The 17,310-nt window shown below is 62.3% G+C and carries 18 protein-coding genes and 1 tRNA gene; 7 read left to right on the top strand and 12 right to left on the bottom strand.

Annotated elements, in window-relative coordinates:
- Positions 1 to 165: 165 nt before the first annotated feature.
- The gene (gene clpA, locus BUA69_RS04410; protein ID WP_046136784.1) at positions 166 to 2,520 is read right to left on the bottom strand and encodes an ATP-dependent Clp protease ATP-binding subunit ClpA; all 2,355 of its coding nucleotides are present in this window, start codon (positions 2,518 to 2,520) and stop codon (positions 166 to 168) included.
- A 9-nt stretch (positions 2,521 to 2,529) separates the two neighbouring features.
- A complete protein-coding gene (gene clpS / locus BUA69_RS04405) occupies positions 2,530 to 2,949 on the bottom strand; it encodes an ATP-dependent Clp protease adapter ClpS (protein ID WP_082093971.1) in 420 nt (139 codons plus the stop codon).
- A 423-nt stretch (positions 2,950 to 3,372) separates the two neighbouring features.
- Between clpS and BUA69_RS04400 the strand changes: the two genes are divergently transcribed.
- The gene (locus BUA69_RS04400; protein WP_052950742.1) at positions 3,373 to 4,974 is read left to right on the top strand and encodes a serine hydrolase; all 1,602 of its coding nucleotides are present in this window, start codon (positions 3,373 to 3,375) and stop codon (positions 4,972 to 4,974) included.
- 85 nt (positions 4,975 to 5,059) lie between these two features.
- Positions 5,060 to 5,332, top strand: coding sequence for a hypothetical protein (locus BUA69_RS04395; RefSeq protein ID WP_046136782.1), 273 nt, complete (start codon positions 5,060 to 5,062; stop codon positions 5,330 to 5,332).
- A gap of 317 nt (positions 5,333 to 5,649) precedes the next feature.
- On the opposite strand, the gene BUA69_RS04390 is transcribed toward BUA69_RS04395, so the two are convergent.
- Together BUA69_RS04390 and BUA69_RS04385 are read right to left on the bottom strand one after the other, a co-directional pair.
- Positions 5,650 to 6,876 (bottom strand): GGDEF domain-containing protein, encoded by a 1,227-nt coding sequence (locus tag BUA69_RS04390; RefSeq protein ID WP_072866464.1) that lies wholly within the window; start codon positions 6,874 to 6,876, stop codon positions 5,650 to 5,652.
- Positions 6,877 to 7,011: 135 nt separating this feature from the next.
- Entirely contained in the window at positions 7,012 to 7,920 is a 909-nt protein-coding gene (locus BUA69_RS04385; RefSeq protein WP_082093968.1) for a division plane positioning ATPase MipZ, read from the bottom strand.
- Positions 7,921 to 8,041: 121 nt separating this feature from the next.
- Here BUA69_RS04385 and BUA69_RS04380 point away from each other — a divergent pair, with 121 nt between their 5' ends.
- Entirely contained in the window at positions 8,042 to 8,647 is a 606-nt protein-coding gene (locus BUA69_RS04380; RefSeq protein ID WP_046136780.1) for a glutathione S-transferase family protein, read from the top strand.
- Positions 8,648 to 8,714: 67 nt separating this feature from the next.
- Here the strand turns inward: BUA69_RS04380 and BUA69_RS04375 are convergent, their stop codons facing one another.
- From BUA69_RS04375 to mgtE, 5 genes are all read right to left on the bottom strand, one after another.
- Positions 8,715 to 9,422, bottom strand: a complete 708-nt coding sequence (locus BUA69_RS04375; protein WP_046136779.1) for a DnaJ domain-containing protein — start codon at positions 9,420 to 9,422, stop codon at positions 8,715 to 8,717.
- Between the two features lies 1 nt (position 9,423).
- Complete coding sequence (locus tag BUA69_RS04370) at positions 9,424 to 10,143, bottom strand: hypothetical protein (protein ID WP_046136778.1); 720 nt, start codon at positions 10,141 to 10,143, stop codon at positions 9,424 to 9,426.
- A gap of 179 nt (positions 10,144 to 10,322) precedes the next feature.
- On the bottom strand, positions 10,323 to 10,739 hold the full coding sequence (locus BUA69_RS04365) for a DUF1489 family protein (RefSeq protein WP_280136817.1): 417 nt from the start codon (positions 10,737 to 10,739) through the stop codon (positions 10,323 to 10,325).
- Between the two features lie 5 nt (positions 10,740 to 10,744).
- Complete coding sequence (locus BUA69_RS04360) at positions 10,745 to 11,422, bottom strand: glutathione S-transferase family protein (RefSeq protein ID WP_046136776.1); 678 nt, start codon at positions 11,420 to 11,422, stop codon at positions 10,745 to 10,747.
- Between the two features lie 556 nt (positions 11,423 to 11,978).
- A complete protein-coding gene (gene mgtE, locus BUA69_RS04355; protein ID WP_046136775.1) occupies positions 11,979 to 13,391 on the bottom strand; it encodes a magnesium transporter in 1,413 nt (470 codons plus the stop codon).
- A gap of 123 nt (positions 13,392 to 13,514) precedes the next feature.
- Here mgtE and BUA69_RS04350 point away from each other — a divergent pair, with 123 nt between their 5' ends.
- Positions 13,515 to 13,892 (top strand): MmcQ/YjbR family DNA-binding protein, encoded by a 378-nt coding sequence (locus BUA69_RS04350; RefSeq protein WP_046136774.1) that lies wholly within the window; start codon positions 13,515 to 13,517, stop codon positions 13,890 to 13,892.
- An 87-nt stretch (positions 13,893 to 13,979) separates the two neighbouring features.
- Positions 13,980 to 14,162, top strand: a complete 183-nt coding sequence (locus tag BUA69_RS20915) for a hypothetical protein (protein WP_046136806.1) — start codon at positions 13,980 to 13,982, stop codon at positions 14,160 to 14,162.
- 521 nt (positions 14,163 to 14,683) lie between these two features.
- Here BUA69_RS20915 and BUA69_RS04340 read toward each other — a convergent pair.
- Positions 14,684 to 14,768 (bottom strand) — tRNA-Leu (locus BUA69_RS04340).
- A gap of 221 nt (positions 14,769 to 14,989) precedes the next feature.
- Entirely contained in the window at positions 14,990 to 15,223 is a 234-nt protein-coding gene (locus tag BUA69_RS04335; RefSeq protein WP_046136773.1) for a FliM/FliN family flagellar motor switch protein, read from the bottom strand.
- Positions 15,224 to 15,297: 74 nt separating this feature from the next.
- Between BUA69_RS04335 and lipB the strand changes: the two genes are divergently transcribed.
- Positions 15,298 to 16,044 (top strand): lipoyl(octanoyl) transferase LipB, encoded by a 747-nt coding sequence (lipB, locus tag BUA69_RS04330; RefSeq protein WP_052950745.1) that lies wholly within the window; start codon positions 15,298 to 15,300, stop codon positions 16,042 to 16,044.
- A 209-nt stretch (positions 16,045 to 16,253) separates the two neighbouring features.
- Positions 16,254 to 16,787, top strand: a complete 534-nt coding sequence (locus BUA69_RS04325) for a DUF4282 domain-containing protein (RefSeq protein ID WP_052950737.1) — start codon at positions 16,254 to 16,256, stop codon at positions 16,785 to 16,787.
- A 71-nt stretch (positions 16,788 to 16,858) separates the two neighbouring features.
- On the opposite strand, the gene BUA69_RS04320 is transcribed toward BUA69_RS04325, so the two are convergent.
- Positions 16,859 to 17,242 carry a DoxX family protein gene (locus BUA69_RS04320; protein WP_046136803.1) on the bottom strand — a complete coding sequence of 128 codons (384 nt, stop codon included), beginning with the start codon at positions 17,240 to 17,242 and terminating at the stop codon, positions 16,859 to 16,861.
- Positions 17,243 to 17,310 lie beyond the last annotated feature (68 nt).

The following is a 17,310-nucleotide window of genomic DNA, read 5'->3' as shown; positions in this document are numbered from 1 at the left end:
TTCTGATCTCAGCCCCGGTCCATTGGCGCCACTATCGACATCAGCTTCAACGCCATCGGCGTCACGAACTGGGTCACGAGGAACGCAATTGGCCAGGCGGAGACACGAGAAGAAAAAAGGCCGGGATCGCTCCCGGCCTTCGTTCAGTCTGCGAGGCCCTAAGACCTAGCTTTTTTCTTCCGCCGCCTTGGGCGCCTTCTTGGCGCGCGGCTTGGCCAGCGCCTTCGGCTTGGCCGGACGCGGCGGCACCGCGATCAGCTCCAGCTTGGCTTCGCTGCCTTCGCCAACCACGGCCACGGTCACCGTGCCGCCATTGACCAGTTCGCCAAACAGCACCTGCTCTGCCAATGGCTTCTTGACGTATTCCTGGATCACCCGGCCCAGCGGGCGGGCGCCCATGCGTTCGTCATAGCCATGCTCGGCCAGCCAATCGGCAGCTTCCGGCGTCAGGTTGATGGTCACGCCACGCTCGGCCAGCTGACCTTCAAGCTGCAGCACGAACTTTTCGACCACGCGACGGACAACCTCACGCGGCAGCGGCGCGAACGAGATGATCGCATCGAGCCGGTTGCGGAATTCCGGCGTGAACAGCCGGTTGATGGCTTCCTCATCGTCGCCCTGCTCGCGCTTGCGGCCAAACCCGATCGGGGCCTTCTGCAAGTCCATGGCCCCGGCATTGGAGGTCATGATCAGGATGACATTGCGGAAATCCACCGACTTGCCGTTGTGGTCGGTCAGCTTGCCGTGGTCCATCACCTGCAACAGGATGTTGTAGAGATCGGGATGCGCCTTTTCGATTTCGTCCAGCAGCACCACGCAATGCGGATGCTGGTCGACGCCATCGGTCAGCAGCCCGCCCTGGTCAAACCCGACATAGCCCGGAGGCGCACCGATCAGGCGCGACACCGTATGGCGCTCCATATATTCGGACATGTCGAACCGCAGCAGTTCCACGCCAAGTGTATCGGCGAGCTGCTTGGCCACTTCGGTCTTGCCGACGCCGGTCGGGCCGGTGAACAGGTAGGAGCCGATCGGCTTTTCCGGTTCACGCAGTCCGGCACGCGCCAGCTTGATTGCCGACGACAGCGCCGTGATCGCCGCATCCTGGCCGAACACCACCGACTTGAGGCTGCGCTCCAGCCCGCTCAGCAATTCTGCATCGGACTTCGATACCGACTTGGGCGGGATACGCGCGATGGTGGCGATCGTCGCCTCGATGTCCTCGACATCGATCACCTTCTTGCGCTTGTCCTCGGTCAACAGCATCTGGCTGGCGCCGGTTTCGTCGATCACGTCGATCGCCTTGTCCGGCAGCTTGCGGTCATTGATATACCGCGCGCTCAGCTCCACCGCGGCCTTGAGAGCCTCGTCGGTGTACTTGATCTTGTGGAACTCTTCGAAATACGGGCGCAAGCCTTTCACGATCTCGATTGCATCGGGGATCGTCGGCTCGTTCACGTCGATCTTCTGGAAGCGCCGGACCAGGGCCCGATCCTTCTCGAAGAACTGGCGATATTCCTTGTAGGTGGTCGAACCGATGCAACGGATCGCCCCGGAAGCCAGCGCCGGCTTGAGCAGGTTCGAAGCATCCAGCGCCCCACCCGAGGTCGCGCCGGCACCAATCATGGTGTGGATCTCGTCGATAAACAGCACCGAGTTGGGCAGCTTTTCCAGCTCCTTCATCACGGCCTTGAGGCGTTCCTCAAAGTCACCGCGATAACGGGTGCCGGCCAGCAGCGAGCCCATGTCGAGCGCATAGATCACCGCTTCCTTGAGCACCTCGGGCACATCGCCTTCAACGATCTTGCGCGCAAGACCTTCGGCGATGGCCGTCTTGCCGACGCCAGCGTCACCCACATAGAGCGGGTTGTTCTTGGAACGGCGGCAGAGGATCTGGATGGTCCGGCGCAATTCGGCATCGCGGCCGATCAGCGGATCGATCTTGCCGGAGCGGGCCTTGGCATTGAGATCGACGCAAAAATCGGCCAAGGCCGAACTTTTGGCGTTCTCGCCACGCCCGCCTTCTGCGCCGCCCTCGCCACCTTCATCGGCACCACGCACCTTGCGCTCCTCGCTGGGACCGGACTTGGTGATCCCGTGGCTGATGAAATTGACCGCGTCCAGCCGGCTCATGTCCTGCTGTTCGAGGAAATAGGCGGCATGGCTTTCGCGCTCGGCGAAGATAGCCACCAGCACATTGGCGCCGGTAACTTCCTCCCGGCCGGAGGATTGCACATGGATCACCGCGCGCTGGATTACGCGCTGGAACGCCGCCGTGGGGCGCGCGTCCTGACCATTGGCAACGATCAGGCTGTCCAGTTCTTCATTGATAAAATCTTCGAGGTCGCTCTTGAGCGCGTCGACATCGACGTCACAGCCATTGAGAACCGAAATGGTCTCCCGGTCGTCCGTCAATGCGAGCAGCAGATGCTCGAGCGTTGCGAACTCGTGGTTGCGCTCACGCGCCAGGTTCATCGCCTGATGCAGAGCCTTTTCAAGTCCGCGTGAAAATGAGGGCATGTGATGTTCCTATTGCTTTTCCATCACGCATTGCAGCGGATGCTGATTTTTGCGTGCCGTGTCCATGACCCGTGTGACCTTGGTTTCGGCCACTTCGTATGGATAGACGCCGCACTCCCCAACCCCCTTTTGGTGGACGTGCAGCATGATCTGCATGGCTTCTTCACGCGATTTGTTGAAGACGTCCTGCAGCACGAGAACGACGAACTCCATGGGCGTGTAGTCGTCGTTTAGCAGCAGCACCCTGTAGAGGTTAGGGCGCTTGGTTTTGGGCCGTGTTTTCGTCGCGGTCCCGGTTTCTGTTCCGCCGCGTCCATCTCCCCCCTTGCCCCCTTCATCGTCCTGGGGCCCGGCATGAGCCGGGGCCGGCGCAAGCCGCAATGCGGCTCCCGCATCTGCATCGTGATCGAGGAGAGCGAAGGTCTTCATGGTCAGATATCTGTCGTAAGGGAAACGAAGCAGCATGGTGGACCCATTATGTAAGCAAAATCTACCCAGTGTTAAGGGCCAATCCATCTCATATTCGTGAGCTGCCCAAACACCAGGAAATCAGCCGGTTTTCTGACTTCCACCACCGCATCGGAGGTCGTCGCGGTGCGGGCCGGGATGCAGGTTTCTACGCCCCCTTTCCGCCAAACACCGACTTTCCCGCCGCCCCCTCTCACGCAAAAGTAACCGCCACACCACACCACCGCCAAAATCGGTGGCATTTTACGGAATGGTAACGGCAGCGGCGTATCTTCGTGTCGGTAATGGTGAGCGCGCGGTGGTTTAGGGGCTACGCGCGCCAGCCAGCTGAGTAGTTGTGTACGGGTGCTGTCGTCACCCGAGAGTAATGAGTTGGAGTACCGGGTGGCTTCCCAGGCGAAATCCCCTTGGCGGGCAGTCTTTGTTCGCGCCATTGCCGCTTTCATTGTCTCGCTCGCGGTGCTTGCGCACACGGCGGCGCCGGCCCACGCTATCGAAAACCTTCGAAAATATGCGGGCATTGTTGTCGACGCCAAGTCCGGCAAGGTCCTCTATGAAGAGGCAGCAGACAGCCGACGCTATCCGGCTTCGGTGGCCAAGGTGATGACGCTCTATGTGTTGTTCCAGGAGCTGTCTTCCGGCAATCTCAAGCTTTCCACCAAGATGACCGTGTCCCGGCATGCCGCTGCGGCCGTGCCGACCAAGCTCGGCCTGCGCGCTGGTTCCACCATCACGGTTGAGGATGCCATCAAGTCGCTGGTGACTCTTTCGGCCAACGACATGGCCCGCGTCATCGCCGAGCACATCTCTGGCTCGGAAGAAAAATTCGCCGAACGCATGACCGCGACCGCCCGGGCGCTGGGCATGCGCAACACCACGTACCGCAACGCCTCGGGCCTGCCCGATGGCGGCCAGATCACCACCGTGCGCGATCAGGCCATTCTCGGTATCGCCGTCTACCAGCACTTCTCGAATTATTACGAGTTCTTCCAGACCAAGAGCTTCTCGTACGGTCGCAAGACCTATGGCAACCACAACCGCGTGCTTGGCTATATGGGCGCCGTCGATGGCATCAAGACCGGCTACATCAACGCAGCTGGCTCCAATCTGCTGACTGCCGCCCGCAAGGACAATCGCCACATCGTCGTCGTCGCTTTCGGCTTCAATTCGGCCGGCTCCCGCGACCAGAAGGTGCGCGATCTCGTTGCCAGCTATTTGCCCAAGGGGCGCCAGGGCAATTATCTGCAGACCGCGATGATCCCGCAGCCAGGCCGGCAGGGCAGCGCCAACGTTCAGGTCGCAGTCGCCCAGCCGACCCGCCCCGTCTTCGTCTCTCCCATGCCTCTGCCAGGCTTCCGCCTGGCCCAGTTGGTCGCGGCCAATGGCGCGCAAGCCCAGCCCCGGGCCATGCCCGTCGCCATCCAGCCGCCGGTCACGGTGGCCAGCACTGCGCCCTTCCCGGCGCCGATGCCCGCAGATCTCGGCCTGCAGCCCGCCGTCCAGGCCGCCAACACACTTGCCGCGCCCAGCCAGGCGCCGCAGCCCGCCTATCCCAGCCAGGATGTCATCGGTGCCTGGCTCAGCGAAACCTATAGCCTGGGCGCGCCACCGGCCGCACTCGGCCAAACCCCGGCCTCTGCTCCACTCCTGCCACCCGGCAATGTTGAGCAGGGCGGCAGCCAGCCTATCGACCTGATGACCAGCGGCTCCATCGGCGCCGTCGCTGCAGCCGCGCCGCAGCCCGGTGGCTGGATTGTCCAGATCGGCGCTGCACCGACCGAAGAGAATGCCCGTGGCCTGCTGAGCGATGCAGCCGGCAAGGTCACCAATCTCTCGGACTTCCGCTCCTATGTGGAACGCTTCGATAAGAACGGTCAGACCTTCTTCCGCGCCCGCTTCGTCGGGTTCGGCGACCGCGATGACGCAACCAATATGTGCAACGCCCTCAAGCAGCAGAATCTCTCCTGCCTGGCGATGCAGGGCTGATCCAGCCCATTAAGAAGCCGCGAGCCGGACATTCAAGTCCGGCCATTCAGGGAAGCAAATTGGTGCCTGTGTTTGGAGTAGCCCAATGAGCGAACGTTCTGCCCTCACGGAGCTGGCCAACTTTGTTGGTCGTTCCAGCCTTGCGTCCGAAGACCTTGGTGTTCGTCGCCGTGCCCTCAACGGCATGACGGCACGCCTCCTGCCCCGCCCGCAACGCCGCTCCGTCGGCGAACTGCTGGGCGCGGTCCTGGCGCTGTCATCACGCACCCGCCGCGCCGGCCACCCACCGGTCAGCATCGAGCTTGATGTCTTCGCCCCCGGCGGCAAACGCGCACTGCGCATGATGATCGGCCGCTAACCGCTGCCAAATCCTCCCAAGACCCGCGGCCTCCCCGCGGGTCTTTGCTTGTCCGTCACCTGCCGGATGCCGAGCTTCCTCTTCCATCCGCCCTTCCCCAAGGCGCGCCAGCTCAGCGCTGTCACTGCGGCAACGACCACGCGGGCTCTGCCTCAGCCGCCGCTCCCCTGCTCATTCCCGTGATGACGGAACCCGCCTGCTTCCGCCCGCAAGGCCGAAGGAGGTTCCCGCCTAGCCCGGGGACACCACATTGATTTCCTGAATTTGACTTAGGCCGATCCGACAACCGGTCACGACGCTCTGGCGGGCCCAAGCCCCTAGGCGCGGCGGCGGCCCCGAATTTCCGTTACCTTGCCCACCGTCTGCGGCACCGGCACCTTTGGCGCGGCGATAGCCAGTACGGCGCGGTTGCGCCCCGTCGCCTTGGCCTCATAGGTCGCAGCATCGGCTTCGCTTAGCAGGTCCTCGAGCACGTAGCCGCAGATATCCGTTGATGAAATCCCGATGCTCACCGTGCAGCGCACCGTGCCCCCCAGCACTTCCACCGCCGTTGACTGGAACGTATCGCAGATGCGCTCGGCCACCGCGTGGGCCTCGCGCAGCGTCAGGCCAGGCAGCAGGCAGCAGAATTCCTCGCCACCCATGCGAAACCGCAGGTCCTCATAACGCAGACTGGCAGTCAGCACCTTGGCAAACTCGCCCAAGACGCGGTCGCCGGCATCATGACCATAACGATCATTGACCAGCTTGAAGTGATCGAGATCCAGGGTCAGCAGTGCGAGCGGCGAGTGAATGTTCTTCTGCCGGCGCATCAGCCGCTCGGCATCACTGACAAACGCCCGCCGGTTCGGCAGGCCGGTCAACACATCCGACTCCGCCAGCGTGCGCTGCGCTGCTTCGTGCCGCTCCTTGGTCAGGCTGACCATCAGGAAACTGATAAACGCAGCATGAAAGAAGATAACGAAGTTGAACGTCGCCATCGCCGCTGGGTGGAGGTCAAGTCCGCCGATGGGAAACGGCAGCAATCCGACCGCAGCTATGCGGAAGGCAAAAAAGAATCCGGCGCTGACAAAAAAACCAATCGCCGGACCATAGGATGGCAGGCCTTCGTCGCGGTTGAGCCAGAGTTCGCGGGCCGCCATCAGCAGGAAGCCGGCTGCGGGCAGCGAAGCGACAATCACCCGCACGCCTACCATTTCACTAAAGCCGGTGATGATGAAACTGCTCATCCACAGGGTCGGCGCGGCGATGATGGGCAGCCAGATCACCCGGCGGCCGGCAAAAACGCGGCAGGAGACCCAAAGGAAGCCGAACGCCAGCAGCAGAAATGCAGTGCCAACACCCATCGAGTAGAGATTGGGAACGTTACCACGTGGCGCCAGGAAAAGCGTTGCCAGCGCACCCATGAGATAGCCCAGCGCCAGCCATCCGAGCCACGGCGCACGGCGATCGCGCTGCCACATGAAAACGAAGAGCGTGCCAAGCACGAATACGATCGCACCGGTTGCAACGACGATAGTGAAATTGTCGATTTCCAAGCTCACACCACCGCATCGGCAGCCGGATCTGGCGAGCCGGCATGCATTTCACCGACGGGCATCCTAGTGTTCAACGGTTTCTCGAACCTGAACAACCTCACCGACTGAAGATAAGAATTTGCATTATTTGCGAGGTAACTGTCAGCTGTCGTTACTGACAAGATGCATGAACCTGCCGGCAATGCCCTCGCCCTCGTTTGGGCGGGCCAATACTGCCTTGCGCGCCGCCGCCCGCTCGCTCGTCGGCAAATGCAATGCAGTCACCAGCGTCTTGTATTCCTGCCTTGCGCTGATATGCGACATTGAGGGAAGTCCGCCGAGTAATTCCTCACTCAACGGATCAAAGACCGTCATCCCGGTGGGAAACAGCGAGCGGAAGATCACCCGCTCGGCAATGCCATCGGCCACCCGACATCCCAGCCGCGTCGCAATGCGCTCCAGCGTGGTTTGCACCTGCCGCATATTGCGCGATGACAGCATCGAGATGCGATTGCGCACCAGCACCCAGTCGAAGGTTCGCCCATCGATCGTCAGTCGCTCGGAGCGAGCGCGCTGCACCAGCCGGGCATAATGGCTCATCTCGAGCGGTTCGCCGGTCATTGGGTCGATACGGGCCATCACATTCAGATCGATCAGGCTGTCATTGATCGGGGTGATCAACGTGTCGGCCAGCGAATGAGCCAGGCGGGTTAGATGGGTATCGAAGCCGGGCGTATCCACCAGCAGGAAATCGACATCCTGCTCGACCTCCCCCACCGCCTGCCGAAACAGGTCGAACTCGACGCGATGGTTCTCACTGATCGAATCACCGCGCGACAATGGCAGGTGAAAATGGGTGGTGTGGGGGAGCCTGAGCCCCTTGGCCCGCGCCCATTCGCGGCGGTTGCGCACATAGTGGGTTAGTGTCTGCTGCCGACTGTCCACGTCGATGCTGGCGACCTTATAACCCTGATAGAGCAGGTAGATAGCCAGATGAAAGGCCGTCGTGGACTTGCCCGAACCGCCCTTTTCGTTGCCAACAACGATGACATGCGCGCCTTGCCGCGTCATCCGCAATGCTCCACTATCTCGGGGGATAGTCGGGGTTTAGCCGTCCCGGCACAAGGCCCCCAAGTCCGAACAATCGTCATCGGCTCAATGTCTGAGGCTTGCCTACCGGGGGAAATACACAATGATTCTGTATGGCGGCGCGCTCTCGCCCTTCGTGCGCCGGGTGGCGCTATGGCTCACCCTGCAAGATCGTCCGTTCGAGCGGCGCCCGGTCAAGGTGCTCGCCAGCGACTTTGACGGCATCACCGCCCTCAACCCACTCGGCCGCGTCCCGGTGCTGGTCACCCCAGAGGGCGATAGCCTGATCGAGACATCCGCCATCATCGATTACCTTGAGGACACGGCGCAACCCGCCAAGCGCCTGCTTCCCGCCACCGGCCCCAGCCGGCGCCTCGCCCTGCAACAGATCGGTTACGCCAATGGCATTGCCGAAAAGGGCGTCGCGCTGGTCTATGAAACCATCCGCCGCCCCACCCAATTCCACTGGCCCGATTGGCAGCAGCGCTTGTCCCTGCAGGTCCGCAATGGCCTGGACGCCCTTGAGGCCCAGGCCGATTGGCCCGATGACTCCCCGCTCTGCGGGCCCACCATCTGCTCGGTATCCGCCTACGACTTCATCGCCGTCGCCCATCCCGGCCTGCTCGGCAGTCTGCCTCGCCTCGCCGCCCTCTCCAGCCGCGCCAACGCTCTCCCTGCCTTTGCAGACAGCTACCCGGTGATGACGTGAAATCCCCCGGCCATCCAGCCACCTGGGTGGCCGCATCTGAATTGCCGGACCGGCCCCACAGGGCGCCCTACCGCTTCAGCAAAAGGTCCCGGGCTTCATTGATCTTGGACGCCAGATAGCTCGATCCGCCGTGATCGGGATGCACACCCTTCATCAGTTCCCGATGCGCCGCACGAATATCCTCATCGCTCGCTCCCGGCTGTAGTCCCAATACTGCATAGGCCTCTTCCACCGGATCGCCCGCGGCACCCGGCCCACCGCCGCCGCGCGCCTGCTCCTCGAAATACTCGCGCCAACCAGCCCGGTTTGCATCCAGCCAGCTTTCCAGCAGGCTGACACTATCGGGGTCGCCGACGATCTCCTGAATCAGCGCCCGCGTCTCGTCCTCGCCCAGATTCATCAGGTCTTCGCCGGCAAATTGCCCCGCCCGCACCATGCCATGCACTGCGCCGCTGTCGTGATCCAACTCCATCGCGAAGTACCGACTGCGCACCTTGGATACATCGCTGTCGCTATCATCCGGGCCCCGGCCAAGCTTTTCCAGGTCGAACGGGCCCAGGCGTCCGGTACGCAGGATCGACGCTGCCGCCACCCCGAGAAACGCCGCCAGGTCCACGCGGCGCGCGATCAACAGCAGCGCCGCTAGCACTGCCGCGCCGCCGCCGACACCCCAGCGCAGCGTCTTGCTGCGGGTTTGCGGACTGGTATTGCGAAAAGCCTGATAGGCAGCCAACACAGCTAGCAGGACAATGCCGCCAATAAAAAAGTAGGTCATGTCAGCGCAATTGCCCCAGCAGTGCCTGAGCCGAAGCTGTCTTCTGCAGTTTCAACAGGTCCCTTCCGCCGCTGGCATAGGCCGCCACCGCCTTCAGCAACTCGGCCAGCTCTTTCGGCGCCGAGGCGTCAAAGCGCGCATAGGCGCCCTTGCTCAGCCGCGCAAATTCGCGGAACGCCGCTTCCACCCGGGTGTCGCGCCCCTCCTGGAACACGAACATTGGCAGACCCAGCAATCCCAACTGTCCGGCCTTTTCCGCCAGGTCATCGACATTTTCCTCGATCGCATCGCCGACAAACACTACCGCGTTGATCCGTCGCTTGGCGTGTTCAGCGCGGGCATGGGCAAACACCTTGGAAATCTGGGTATTGCCGCCGCGGCAGTCGATCCCGCTCATCAGCTTGGCCAGGGCCGAAGCGTCGGTGACCCACTTTGAGGCGCGGCACTCACCGAATCCGCGGAAATATTGCAGTTGCACCTGCAGCGCACTCTCCTTGGGAATCGCCTTGAACATTTCCGCCTGCAGGCCCTGCGCCAGGTCCCAGGTCGGCTGCCGGCTCATCGTCGCGTCCAGCGCAAACAGCAGCCGCCCTTGCTGGCTACCGCCTGGCCGCGCCATGGCGCCCACCTGCTTGACGAAATCGGCAATATCGCTGCTGGCGGATGTCTTTTCGACATTCGCTCCCGGCGTCGGCTTCAGGCTGCGGTCATTTTCTCCCATAGGCAGAATATGTGGCCCCCGCCTCCGCCCCGCAAGCCCGCAAACCCGCGCAGGTCCACACATACCCGCGAACGCACCACGGCGCGCCTCCAAAGGCCAGCTGCCCGCCCACCGGGCATTCCCCTCAGGTCGGAATCCATTCCTCGCTGCCCGATAGCCTCACTCGGCTACCAATCCGCCTAGATCAACCCCAGCTTCGCCAGGTCAGCCGCCAGTTCCATCGCATCGTCATTGCCATTCGCGGCAAGATCGGGTGGCGCGTCTTTGGTTTCGAGATAACGCCAGCCCTGGAATGGCCGCTTGGGATAGGGAACCGTGCGCACCAGCTCCGGGCTCATCACGATGTCGCAGTAGTTCTTGCCCTCATCATCGGCATGCGTCGCCAGCCGCAGGATCGGCTGCCGGCAGCAGATCACCCCGGCGATCACCCAGTAGATCGACCCCTGCCCCACCATTTCCTCGGCGCGCTTCGGCATCATGCGGGTGCGGTGCACATGCACATCCTCGCCATAATCAGCCCCCCACCAATGTGCCCGCTCATTGCGGTAGCCCTCCAGCTCCTCGATGCTGGAAACACCCACGCACAACTTCACCATATGGATCATGCCAGCGTACCCCGCGCCACGCGGCCCTGGATCACGTCGATTTCGTCGTCATCGACAATCCATGGCTCCTTCAGCGCCAGCGCCAGCCATTCCTGGAATGCCGGCAGGCCATAGATCGCCTCCACATAGGCAGTAGAAGTGTCCGAGACCGGCAACCCATAGGTGCGGATACGTGTCGCCAGCGGCGCAAACATCGCGTCAGCCGCGGTGAATGCGCCAAACAGGAACGGCCCGCCCGATCTGGCCAGCAATTGCCCCCACAGCGTTTCCACCCGGTGCAGGTCCTGCCCCACCGCGTCAGCCGACACCTTGCCCGCATGATTGGCCCGCAGGTTCATCGGCGCATGCCCACGCAGCCCCAGGAATGCCGAATGCATTTCCGCGCTCGCCGCCCGCGCCAGCGCCCGCTGCTGCAGATCCGCCGGCCAGATCGGCTTGTCGGGATAAAGATCAGCCAGGTATTCGATGATCGCGATGGTTTCGGGCACCACCAGCGCGCCATCGATCAGCACCGGCACCTTGCCCGTCGGCGATCGCGCCGCCAGCGTCTCGCGCCAGCCATCCCCGGACAGCAGCAGCACTTCGTCTTCGAAGGGGATTTCGAAATGCGCCAGCACCAGCCAGGGGCGCATCGACCAGCTGGAATAATTGCGATTGCCAATCAGCAGTTTCATCGGATTGCCTCGGGGGTGGAATAAGAGAAGGGCGCCCAGTGGCCGGGCGCCCTTCCAAATTTGGTGTCAGTGAAAGAACTTTAGCGTCTAAACGCCAGCAACCACGGAAAATACCAGTCCCATTGACAACAGGCAGACCAGTGTCCAGGTCGCCGCACGCCAGATATTGGACTTCGGTTGACTTCGCATATACCGCTCCTTGTCAGCCGTTCACTCCCGCAGTGCTCCCTGTGTGGCCCACACGCAGCACGCGGTAGTAAAGCGTTAACTGCGTCACAAACTCTTGGCAAGCGGCGAAGTTGCCACAGTCCACAGACACTGAACCGTCAGGGTTAAGAGAGCAGCGGCGCAAAGAGCGGCATTTTAGCCATGCCGGACTGGCCAGGGGAAAGCCCTTTGCGCGAAGCAGGACGGCGCCTCCTGGGGGCTGCAGGCGGCAATAATTCCAACAACTTTCTCGTCCGAACCAGCGTCCTGCTGCCCCTCGAAGCCCCAGCGCAAGCCTTTGATATGTTGTAAAAATCCAGCCCCACGCTGCCTTTCGCGGATTACCCGCCTAGAACAGCCCGAACCACAGCCCCGCAATACCGAGGAACGCGAAGAATCCAACCACATCGGTGATCGTGGTCACGAACACCGCCGAGGCGATTGCCGGGTCAGCCTTGAGCTTGTCCAGCGCCAGCGGGATCAGGATACCCGCCGTCCCCGCCACAACCAGATTGATCACCATGGCCAGCCCGATGACCGCTCCAAGGTCCACCTGACCGTATCGGAGCGCGGTTACCACCCCGATCAGAATGGCGAAGATCACGCCGTTGATCAGCCCCACGACCATTTCACGGGTAATCAGGCGCCGCAGCCGCCGTCCGTCGATTTCGCGCATTGCCAGCGCCCGCACCGTCACCGTCATCGTCTGCGTGCCGGCATTGCCGCCCATCGACGCCACGATCGGCATCAGCACGGCCAGCGCCACCATCTGCTCGATAGTCGCATTGAACAGCCCGATGACCAGCGACACCATCACTGCGGTAAACAGGTTCACCACCAGCCAGGGCACGCGGCTGCGCACAGTATCGCTGATCGCGTCGGAGATATCCTCGTCGCCGACGCCGGCCAGCAGCTTGATGTCCTCGTCGGCCTCTTCGTGGATCACGTCGACGATGTCGTCGATGGTCAGGACGCCCACCAGCCGCTTTTCATCCACCACGCCCACTTCCACCAGGTCGTATCGCTCGAAGTCGCGCGCTGCCTCTTCCTGGTCCTCATTAGCATCGACCAGAATGACATTGGTATTCATGATGTCTTCGATCCGCGTCTCGCGGCGCGAACGCAGGAACTTGTCGAGCGGGATGATCCCCAGCACCTGGTAGGACGCATCCACCACATAGATCTGGTAAAACTCGTCCGGCAGATCCGGCTCCGAGCGCAGGTAGTCGATCGTCTGCCCCACCGACCAGAACGGCGGAATGGCGATGAAATCGGTCTGCATCCGCCGACCGGCTGATTCCTCCGGGAAATCCAGGCTCCGCTTCAAGCTCAGACGCTCGAAGGTCGGCAGTTGGGACAGCACGTCCTCGCGGTCGGCCTGTTCCAGATCCTCGAGAATCGTCACCGCGTCGTCGTTATCCAGCCCGGTCACGCCGCGCGCGATATCGGCGTTGGACAATTCATCCATCAGGTCGACGCGGACGCTCTCGTCCACCTCGGTCAACGCTGAATAGTCGAACTTGTCGCCCAGGATGCGGACCAGCGCCAACCGCTCGTCGGGATCAAGCGATTCAAGCACGTCACCGGCATCGGCCGCGTGCAGCGGCTCCATCACCGTGGCAATATCGTCCGCCCGTCCTGCAGCCAGATAGGCCCGCAAGCGTTCAAGCCAGAGCGGACTGATCCGGTCCTCGCTGTCGCGCAGCGTATTGGGGTCAATCCCGGCCTCGGGGCCGGGTGTTGTCTCTGGATCTGTGCTCACTGGGGGCCCTTGTGTTTCCGGGGTTTCGGGGCGCCCCCAGCTGTAGCCAATCAGCTCCCGATGCGCCAGACTAGAGCATCTGCCTCCGCCGATTTTTGTACTGCAAAGTTGGAGTGGCCGACCATGAGACTAGCATCCGACCTGGATCCCGCTTTTGCCCGCATCGAAGCCCTGGCTGCGGCCCGCGCCCTGCCCGGCCTTGAACGCGCCACCAGCCATGGCGCCCCGGCCCTGTGCGTCCGCACCAAACCTTTCGTCCGCCTCAAGGACGCAGATACCCTCGTGCTGCTCTGTCCCACTGAGCAGAAGATCTTGCTGATGGAAATCTCTCCCGAAATCTACTTCGAGACCGATCAATATGTCGGCTGGCCTGTCGTGCTGATCCGCCTGTCGGCCATATCCGATGAGGAATTGTCACTGCGTCTGGAGAATGCCTGGCGCTTCAAGGCGCCAGCCAAGCTGGCCGCTCAGCGCCCTCCGGCCTCGCCTGCCGGCAACTGAAGGCCCCATCTTTGCCCCAATGCAGGCCGACTGTCCCAGCGCTAGCAGACCCGACCAAGATCGATAATCCAACCAAATGGAGATCCCATGTCCAAGTTCCTGATGGCGCCCGCAGCGCTCGTCGTCATGCTCACGCTTGCCGCCTGCGGCGATGCGCCCGCCGAAACGCCACCGCCACCGCCCGCAGCCGAAGCGCCCGCCGCGGTGCCGCCAGCGGCAACTCCGCCCCCGGCAGAGGCCCCGGCCGCCACTCCCCCTGCGAGCAACTAGCACAGCTCAGGCGCCGCCCCTGTAGGGCGGCCCGCTTCTTAAGGGCCTGCGGACCTGATCCGCCGGCCCCCGCTATGCGTGAGTGTGTTTTGAAGCGCGATCACCCACAGCTCAGTCGAGCAGAGCAATCGCCCGCCGAGGGTAACAGCGGGCGCAGCCAGCGCCGACGCTTCCGGCGCAAACCTTCGACTATCCGCTATGCCCGCCAGTGGCCCTAGATTTCAGCCCACATCGCCGAAGTCAGCGCCCAGAGCAACACGACAATACCCGCCAGAATGCCTCCAAGTGGCTTATGCTGCCGTTTAGTTCGCCCCGCCTGCTCAGCCTGTCTAGCGTCATGCATGGCAACCTCCCCTGTGAGATCGGAACCAAGCCAATTGTGCGCTCGTTGCCGCCCCGGCTCAATTCAACACTGATCACGGTTTGAGATTTCAGCGGCGGCGGAGCTGCCACCTGCCATCGCGCCAACAAAAAGGCCGCCCCGAAGGGCGGCCTGTTTTTGTGTCACATTTTAAAGTGACTGGTGCGGTCGAGAAGACTCGAACTTCCACATCTTGCGATACAGCGACCTCAACGCTGCGCGTCTACCAATTCCGCCACGACCGCACATCATGGTAGAGCGACGCCCGGGGGCGCAGCGAGCCGGGATGTAGCAAAGGTCTGCCCGAACCTCAAGCGCTTAAATCGAGGAATTCCACCAAGCTGTTGGAAACTTCCCCGATAGCCCCGCAATCCCGGCCATTGCGCTGCAAACATTCTTTTCTGGCCGAGCCCTGAAGACGCAAAAGCCGCCCGATGGGGCGGCTTTTGCGTCAGTACGACTTTGATTAGCCCCGCTTGAAGGCCTTTTGAGAAATCAGCACCCGCAGGTGCCCTTCTTCGACACTGACTTCGCCCCGGGCGACCAGTGTATTGTTAGCATAGATTTTGAGCGGATCATTTTCCATCGCATCGAGTTCGATCACCGCGCCACGCCCCATGCGCAGCAAATGGTGGATCGGCATGGTTGCCGCACCAAGCTCGACAGTGATGTCCACTTCAATATTGTCTAGAGTGTTCATAGATAAGGGTTCGAACTCCGCTCCGGCGCTAAGCTGGGCGCACGGATTCTGTGTGGAGTAATAGTCTGGCAATGATGGTTATGGAACCGTTAACACCCGCAGCCACCGCTTGCGACAGTGGCAATAAACTGGCCCGCGCCGACCTTATGCCCGTCCAATGGGTCATTTCGGCTGCCCCCATGCCCTATCCTGAGGCGCTGGAGGCCATGCGCCGCCGCGCCGCTGCCATTGCCGCTGGCGATGCCGGTGAGGCCGTCTGGCTGCTGGAGCATCCCCCGCTTTACACAGCCGGCACCTCCGCCGTGCCCGCCGACCTGCTGACCGATCGATTCCCGGTTTATGACGCCGGCCGGGGTGGCCAATACACATATCATGGCCCCGGTCAGCGCGTAGCCTACCTGATGCTCGACCTGCGCGAGCGCGGCCGCGACATCCGCTGCCTGGTGCAGGGCCTCGAAGGCTGGGTAATCGACACCCTCGCCGCCTACAATGTGGTGGCTGAGCGCAGCGCCGGCCGCATCGGTGTCTGGGTCAACCGTCCCGACAAGGGCCCCGGCCGCGCCGACAAGATCGCCGCCATCGGCGTCCGCGTCTCCAAATGGGTGACATTCCACGGCATTTCGCTGAACATCTCACCCGATCTCGACCACTATGCCGGCATCGTCCCCTGCGGCATCACCGATCAGGGCGTCACCAGCTTTGAGGACCTCGGCCAGCTCGCCTCCATGCCCGAAGTCGATTCGACCCTGCGCACCACCTTCGAATCCCGCTTCGGCCCCACAGTCACCACCACCGACGAAGCCCTGCTGCGCACGCTTTGAGCTCCGATACCGCAACGCCTAAACTGCTGAGCGCTGGATAATCTCAAGGGATATGGGTATGCAGGGCCCGAAGAGATTTTTGGCAGGCCGAGCCGAGAATGGCGGTTTTCGAGAACCGGAGCGCAGCGTACTTTGGTACGTGAGCACCGAAAGCGCAGAACAGCCGTCATTTGCAGGCCGGCATGGCGAAAATATCGAAGGAGCCCAAAATGACGTTGGATGATCTGAAACGCCTCTTCACCCGCCAGACGCTGTTCAAGCTCGATGCGATCCTGTCGCCCAAGCTGGTGCCGATTCTATACGCACTCGGCCTGGCCGGCATTCTGCTCTGGGCCGTCAGCCATCTGTTCTTCACCTTTGGCTATGGCTTCGGCAATGGCCTTTGGGGCCTTTTGGAAATCGCCGTATTTGGCCTTCTGTCGCTGGTCGGCCTGCGCATCGCCTGCGAAGCGCTACTGGTCTGGTTCAAGTCCCATGAGAGCTCCGGCGAGAGCGTCAATCGCTCGCGTTACTCAACCTCCCTGCTCGATGAAGTGCGCGAAGCCATTCGCGACCTGGCCGAGGAAGGCGAGGACGATTACGCCGAGGCAGACGAATACATCACCCCGGCCACTGAACCGGCGCCCTATCAGCCCGTCCCGCCCGATGCCCCCTCGGGGTCTCGCGCGCCGTCCACAGTGGCAGGCGAGGTGTTCAAGCCCAAGCGTACCGCCAAGCGGACCCCGCCCTCGCCGCGCACCTGACCCGCCAAATTCCACACAACAAAAAGGCCGCTGCGACCCATGTCACGGCGGCCTTTTTGAGTCAGCGTTGCTTATGCGCGACGGCTGTCGACGCTCCAGGCGCCCGGGCCGGCGAATACCAGGTACAGGAAGAAGAAGCAGAACAGGATGGCCGCGTCGCCGCCATTGTTGACCGGGAAGCCATTCATCGGCGCATGCACCATCCAGTAAGCCACGGCCATCGTACCCGAGGCGATCAGCGCTGCCGGGCGGGTGAAAAGGCCCAGGATGATCAGGATACCGGTGACGATCTCGATGATGCCGGCCGCGCCGAACATGCTGGCGATCGGCGGCTGCATTTCAGTAGCGGGGAAGCCGAGGATCTTCTGGGTACCGTGGGCCAGGAACAACAGGCCAGCAACGATGCGGAGCACGCCGAGGGCCTGCGGCGCGTAGGCGGAGAGACGATTAAACATGGAATGCCTTTCGAAGAGGATGTCCTGATTCACGTACAGAACGGGGATGCGCAGCTAACCTATTGATT

The sequence above is a fragment of the Devosia limi DSM 17137 genome (genome assembly GCF_900128975.1).
Taxonomy (GTDB): Bacteria; Pseudomonadota; Alphaproteobacteria; order Rhizobiales; family Devosiaceae; genus Devosia; species Devosia limi.
This window is presented reverse-complemented; position numbering and strand designations above follow the sequence as displayed.

Coding starts and splice junctions, on each gene's coding strand:
- clpA (WP_046136784.1), bottom strand. CDS start 2,520: ATGCCCTCATTTTCACGCGGACTTGAAAAGGCTCTGCATCAGGCGATG.
- clpS (WP_082093971.1), bottom strand. CDS start 2,949: ATGAAGACCTTCGCTCTCCTCGATCACGATGCAGATGCGGGAGCCGCA.
- BUA69_RS04395 (WP_046136782.1), top strand. CDS start 5,060: ATGAGCGAACGTTCTGCCCTCACGGAGCTGGCCAACTTTGTTGGTCGT.
- BUA69_RS04385 (WP_082093968.1), bottom strand. CDS start 7,920: ATGACGCGGCAAGGCGCGCATGTCATCGTTGTTGGCAACGAAAAGGGC.
- BUA69_RS04380 (WP_046136780.1), top strand. CDS start 8,042: ATGATTCTGTATGGCGGCGCGCTCTCGCCCTTCGTGCGCCGGGTGGCG.
- BUA69_RS04375 (WP_046136779.1), bottom strand. CDS start 9,422: ATGACCTACTTTTTTATTGGCGGCATTGTCCTGCTAGCTGTGTTGGCT.
- BUA69_RS04370 (WP_046136778.1), bottom strand. CDS start 10,143: ATGGGAGAAAATGACCGCAGCCTGAAGCCGACGCCGGGAGCGAATGTC.
- BUA69_RS04365 (WP_280136817.1), bottom strand. CDS start 10,739: ATGGTGAAGTTGTGCGTGGGTGTTTCCAGCATCGAGGAGCTGGAGGGC.
- BUA69_RS04360 (WP_046136776.1), bottom strand. CDS start 11,422: ATGAAACTGCTGATTGGCAATCGCAATTATTCCAGCTGGTCGATGCGC.
- BUA69_RS04350 (WP_046136774.1), top strand. CDS start 13,515: ATGAGACTAGCATCCGACCTGGATCCCGCTTTTGCCCGCATCGAAGCC.
- BUA69_RS20915 (WP_046136806.1), top strand. CDS start 13,980: ATGTCCAAGTTCCTGATGGCGCCCGCAGCGCTCGTCGTCATGCTCACG.
- BUA69_RS04335 (WP_046136773.1), bottom strand. CDS start 15,223: ATGAACACTCTAGACAATATTGAAGTGGACATCACTGTCGAGCTTGGT.
- lipB (WP_052950745.1), top strand. CDS start 15,298: ATGGTTATGGAACCGTTAACACCCGCAGCCACCGCTTGCGACAGTGGC.
- BUA69_RS04325 (WP_052950737.1), top strand. CDS start 16,254: ATGACGTTGGATGATCTGAAACGCCTCTTCACCCGCCAGACGCTGTTC.
- BUA69_RS04320 (WP_046136803.1), bottom strand. CDS start 17,242: ATGTTTAATCGTCTCTCCGCCTACGCGCCGCAGGCCCTCGGCGTGCTC.